The organism is Rhizobacter sp. P3_B12 (assembly GCF_056402895.1).
The window spans coordinates 1-5,308 of record NZ_JBFUGN010000400.1; the positions used below are offsets into that span (position 1 = coordinate 1).

The 5,308-nt window shown below is 67.8% G+C and carries 4 protein-coding genes; 2 read left to right on the top strand and 2 right to left on the bottom strand.

Going from position 1 to position 5,308, the window contains the following annotated elements; genetic code table 11:
* Positions 1-16: 16 nt before the first annotated feature.
* Positions 17-1,618, bottom strand: a complete 1,602-nt coding sequence (gene pgi, locus AC1D01_RS19565; protein WP_477869190.1) for a glucose-6-phosphate isomerase — start codon at positions 1,616-1,618, stop codon at positions 17-19.
* Positions 1,615-2,565 (bottom strand): transaldolase, encoded by a 951-nt coding sequence (gene tal / locus AC1D01_RS19570; protein WP_477869192.1) that lies wholly within the window; start codon positions 2,563-2,565, stop codon positions 1,615-1,617. Before tal ends, pgi begins: the two co-directional genes overlap by 4 nt.
* Before the next feature lie 242 nt (positions 2,566-2,807).
* Here tal and zwf point away from each other — a divergent pair, with 242 nt between their 5' ends.
* Together zwf and AC1D01_RS19580 are read left to right on the top strand one after the other, a co-directional pair.
* Positions 2,808-4,253 carry a glucose-6-phosphate dehydrogenase gene (gene zwf, locus AC1D01_RS19575; protein WP_477869194.1) on the top strand — a complete coding sequence of 482 codons (1,446 nt, stop codon included), beginning with the start codon at positions 2,808-2,810 and terminating at the stop codon, positions 4,251-4,253.
* A gap of 23 nt (positions 4,254-4,276) precedes the next feature.
* The gene (locus tag AC1D01_RS19580) at positions 4,277-5,146 is read left to right on the top strand and encodes a MurR/RpiR family transcriptional regulator (RefSeq protein WP_477869196.1); all 870 of its coding nucleotides are present in this window, start codon (positions 4,277-4,279) and stop codon (positions 5,144-5,146) included.
* Positions 5,147-5,308 lie beyond the last annotated feature (162 nt).

The window sequence follows — 5,308 nt, forward strand, 5'->3', positions numbered from 1 at the left end:
ATATCGAAGACCAGCCTCATCCGCCGCGCAGGCGGGTCAGCAGCCCGGCGGTCGAGCCGTCGAGCCCGGTCGTATCGCCGGACGCGAGCCGCGGCAGCAGCTCGTTGCACAGCGCCTTGCCGAGCTCGACGCCCCACTGGTCGAAGCTGTTGATGCGCCACAGCGCACCGCTGACGAACACCCGGTGCTCGAACAGCGCGATCAAAGCGCCCAGGCTGCGCGGCGTCAGCTCGTCGAGCAGCAGCGTCGTGCTCGGCCGGTTGCCGGGGAAGGTGCGGTGCTTCGCGAGCGTCAGCGGATCGAGCGAGGCCGAGGCCGTCGGCGCCTTCTCCTTCATCGCCTGCTCGGTCGTCTTGCCGAGCATCAGCGCCTGCGCCTGCGCGAGGCCGTTGGCCAGCAGCTTGGTGTGCAGGTCGCTCAGCGAATGCGTCGGCCGCCTGACGAGCAGGAACTCGACCGGGATCACGTCGGTGCCCTGGTGCAGCATCTGGAAGTAGGCATGCTGGCCGTTGGTGCCGGGCTCGCCCCACACGACCGGGCTGGTGCCGAACGGCAGCGGCTCGCCGTCGATGTCGACTCGCTTGCCGTTGCTTTCCATCTCGAGCTGCTGCAGGTAGGCCGGCAGCCGCTTCAGGCCCTGGTGGTACGGCGCCATGCTGCGGCTCGTGAAGCGGTGGAAGTTGCGGTACCAGACGTCGATCAGGCCCTGCAGCACCGGCAGGTTCTTCTCGAGCGGGGCCTGCGCGAAGTGCAGGTCCATCGCATGCGCGCCAGCCAGCAGCGAGCGGAAGTTGTCGGCACCGATGGCCAGCGCGATCGGCAGCCCGATCGCCGACCACAGCGAGTAGCGTCCGCCGACCCAGTCCCAGAAGCCGAACGTGGTGGTGATGCCGAACTCGGCCGCGGCCTTCACGTTGGTGGTGGTGGCGACGAAATGCTTGTCGATGTCTTCACCGCCCTGCGCCAGGAACCAGGCCTTCGCGGCATGCGCATTGGCCATCGTCTCCTGCGTCGTGAAGGTCTTGCTCGCGATGATGAAGAGCGTCTCCTGCGGCTTCAGCCGGCGCAGCACCGGAGCGATGTCGTGGCCGTCGACGTTGGAGACGAAGTGGAAGGTGATGCCCGGGTGCACGAAGGTATCGAGCGCCGGCACCACCATCTGCGGCCCGAGGTCGGAGCCGCCGATGCCGATGTTGACGACGTGGCGGATGCCGCTGGCCGCGGTGTCGCGCACCGTCTCGATGTAGCCGAGCATCGCGTCGAGCACCGCATGCACCTCGCGGCCGAACGGCGATTCGCCCTCGGGCGCGCGCAAGGCCACGTGCTGCACCGCCCGCCCCTCGGTCACGTTGACCGGGTCGCCGCGCAGCATCGCATCGCGCTGCGCCTCGATGCCGCATTCGCGCGCCAGCTCGACGAGGAACTTCAGCGTCGCGGTGTCGACGCGGTTCTTCGACAGGTCGGCGAAGATCTCCGGCGCCTCGACGCTCAGCGACGCGAAGCGGTTGGCATCGCGCGCGAACGCCTCGCGGATGTCGAAGTCGCGGCCGTGCGCTTCGAAATGGCCCGACAGCGCGGCCCAGGCCGAGGTGCGGTCGCAGCGCGGGAAGCCGCTCATTTCAGGCCTTCGATCAGCTTGTCGAGCTTGCCTGCATCCACTGCGAACGCACGGATGCCTTCGGCCAGCTTCTCGGTGGCCATCGCGTCGTCGTTCAGCGCGAAGCGGAAGCTCTGCTCGTTGAAGGTCGCCGCATGCAGGGTCGCGCCCTTGGCGTTGGCCGGATCGAGCTGGCGCGTGAGCGGCGCTTCGCTCGCCTGCAGCTGCGCGAGCAGCTCGGGGCTGATCGTCAGCAGGTCGCAGCCGGCGAGCGCGGTGATCTGGCCGACGTTGCGGAAGCTCGCGCCCATCACCTCGGTGGCGATGCCGAACTTCTTGAAGTAGTTGTAGATGTGGGTCACCGACTTGACGCCCGGGTCGTTGACGCCGGCGTTCGCCGCCTCGTCCCACTGGCTGCCGGCCGACTTCTTGTACCAGTCGTAGATGCGGCCGACGAACGGCGAGATCAGCTTGACGCCCGCATCGCCGCAGGCCACCGCCTGGCAGAACGAGAACAGCAGCGTCAGGTTGCAGTTGATGCCGTCGCGCTGCAGGATGCGCGCCGCCTGGATGCCCTCCCAGGTGGAAGCGAGCTTGATCAGCACTCGCTCGCGGCCGATGCCCGCCGCCTCGTACAGCTCGATGATGCGGCGCGCCCGCGCCACGCTGCAGGCGGTGTCGAAGCTCAGCCGCGCATCGACCTCGGTCGACACCCGGCCCGGCACCACCTTCAGGATCTCCTGGCCGAAGCGCACCAGCACCTGGTCGACGATGCCCTCGAGCGGCAGGCTCTTGTGCTTCGCCACCGTCTCCTGGAGCAGCGGCGCGTAGTCGGCGTGCTGCACCGCTTTCAGGATCAGCGACGGGTTGGTCGTCGCGTCCTTCGGCGCGAACTGCGCCAGTTGCTTGAAGTTGCCCGTGTCGGCGACAACGGCGGTGTACTGCTTGAGCTGGTCGATTTGATTCATGGCAAGACGCTGTTGAGCACAGGAAGGAAATTAGAACCCGGCCGGCGTGACACGCAAGCACGCCGACGACGGTTTGTTTTCAGAACGTAACCCGAAGTTCCACCGGCCGCATGATGCACCTTCGGGCGCCCCTCGTGCGGGGCGGGTTTCGTTGACGCTGCCCGGAAACTTGGGCATCATCCTGGTGAAACTAAATTACATTGTCGACCGCATGCGTCGACTTCACCACTGAGGCGGCAGGCATGTCTTTCGATCTCGTTTTCTTTGGCGGCACCGGCGACCTGACATGGCGCAAGCTGATGCCGGCGTTGTTCCAGGCCTTCCGCCACGGCAAGCTGCCGGCCGGCGGCCGCATCCTCGCGGTGGCCCGCGACGAGCAGAGCGACGACAAGTACCGCGGCTGGCTGAAGGATCGCTTTCAAGAAGTCGAAGGTGCCAAGCGCCCGACCGATGAAGAGTTCGCCCGCTTCGCCGACATGCTGCACTACCGTCGCATGGACCTGTCGAAGCCCGAGCACTATGCCGGGCTGAAGCAGTGGCTCGAGGAGCGCAATGCCGACACGGCGGTGCTGTACCTCGCCACCAGCCCGCACCTCTTTCCGCAGATCTGCGAGCAGCTCGGCGTGGCCGGGCTGAACACGCCGCGCATCCGCGTGGTGCTTGAAAAGCCGTTGGGCCACGACCTGCAGAGCGCGCAGGAGATCAACCRCGTCGTGCGCTCGGTGTTCAGCGAGACGCAGGCGTTCCGCATCGACCACTACCTCGGCAAGCCCTCGGTGCAGAACCTGATGGCGCTGCGCTTCGGCAATGCGCTGTTCGAGCCGCTGTGGCGCCGCGAGAGCATCGCCAACATCCAGATCACGCTGGCCGAGGCGATCGGTGTCGGCACGCGCGGCGACTTCTACGACCGCACCGGCGCGCTGCGCGACATGGTGCAGAACCACGCGCTGCAGCTGCTGACGATGATCGCGATGGAGCCGCCGTCGCGCAACGATGCCGACGCGATCCGCGACGAGAAGCTGAAGGTGCTGCGCTCGTTGAAGCCGTTCACCGAAGAGAGCGTCGGCCGCGACGTGGTGCGTGGGCAGTACCGTGCGGGCACGGCCGGCGGGCAGCCCGTGGTGGGCTACCTGCAGGAGGTCAAGGTACCGGCCGGCAGCCAGTGCGAGACCTTCGTCGCGCTGCGCACCGAGGTGCAGAACTGGCGCTGGGCCGGCGTGCCCTTCTACCTGCGCACCGGCAAGCGGCTGGCCGCGCGCGATGCGCAGATCGTCGTCAACTTCCGGCCGACGCCGCACAGCATCTTCCCGGGCCACAACCAGCCGAACAAGCTGGTGATCAACCTGCAGCCGGAGGACGGCCTGGAGCTGCACCTGCTGGCGGCCAAGGGCACCGGGCAGCAGGAGCAGCTCGCGCCGGTGTCGCTCGACCTGGACTTCGACAAGGCCTTCGCCGAGAACCGCGTGGGCGCCTACGAGCGGCTGCTGCTCGACGCGATCGCCGGCCGGCTGAACCTGTTCGTGCGCAGCGACGAGCAGGAGCAGGCATGGCGCTGGGTCGAGCCGATTCTCGACGCCTGGGGCAAGGACAGCACCGGCCCGCGCCCGTATGCGGCCGGCACCTGGGGGCCGGCGGCCGCGAGCGCGCTGGTCGCGCGCGACGGTTTCGCCTGGTCCGAAGAGCAATAAGCGCGCACCTCGCCGGATCCCCCATGCTGGACCGCATTCGCGCGTCGATCCCCGCGCTTCCTCCGGCGGAGCAGCGCGTGGCCAAGCTGGTGCTGGCCGATGCGCGCAGTTTTGCGAGCCTGCCGGTCAGCGAGCTGGCCGACCGGGCGCACGTCAGCAAGCCGACGGTGGTGCGCTTCTGCCGCAGCGTGGGCTACGACGGGCTGGCCGATTTCAAGCGCAAGCTGGCCGGCAGCGTCAACGAGGGCGTGCCCTTCGTGCACCGTGCGGTCGACGAGGACGACAAGCCGGGCGACATCGTCGTCAAGGTGGTCGACAACGCGGTCAGTGCGCTGCTGAAGTACCGCAACGATGCCGCGAGCCTGGCGTTCGACCGCGCGATCACGGCGCTGGCCGAGGCGGGCCGTGCCGGGCGGCGCATCGAGTTCTACGGGGTCGGCAATTCGGGCATCGTTGCGCAGGATGCGCAGCACAAGTTCTTCCGGCTGGGCGTCAATGCGCTGGCGATCAGCGACGGCCATGTGCAGGTGATGAGCGCGACGATGCTGCAGCCGGGCGACTGCGTCGTGATCATCTCGAACTCGGGCCGCAGCCGCGACCTGATCGACGTGGCCGAGATTGCGCGCAAGAAGGGTGCGACGACGATCGTGATCACCGCGAGCGGCTCGCCGCTGGCGCAGATCGGGCAGACCGGCAGCAGCCAGATCCTGCTGGCGGCCGACCACCCGGAAGACTACGACCGCTACAGCCCGATGGTGTCGCGGCTGCTGCACCTGATCGTGATCGACATCCTCACCACGGGTGTGGCGCTGCGGTTGGGGAGCGAGCTGCGGCCGATGCTGCAGGAGATCAAGCGGAACCTGCGGGCGAAGAGGTACGCGCAGGCTGAGTAGCTTGTCGGCTTCAGCGCTTGCAAAGGCGCGGGTAGGGAGGCTGGGGCTCGCCGGTCGGTGCGGTCTTCGCCCCTCTCGGGGCGAAGACTCCCCTCCGCTGACTGGTTTCATGGCCCGTCGCCCAAACTCCCGCCACTCACTTCGTTCGTTGTGGTCAAACAG

Excerpts from the sequence above, each read along its gene's own strand:
- pgi (WP_477869190.1), bottom strand. The coding sequence starts at position 1,618 with ATGAGCGGCTTCCCGCGCTGCGACCGCACCTCGGCCTGGGCCGCGCTG.
- tal (WP_477869192.1), bottom strand. The coding sequence starts at position 2,565 with ATGAATCAAATCGACCAGCTCAAGCAGTACACCGCCGTTGTCGCCGAC.
- AC1D01_RS19580 (WP_477869196.1), top strand. The coding sequence starts at position 4,277 with ATGCTGGACCGCATTCGCGCGTCGATCCCCGCGCTTCCTCCGGCGGAG.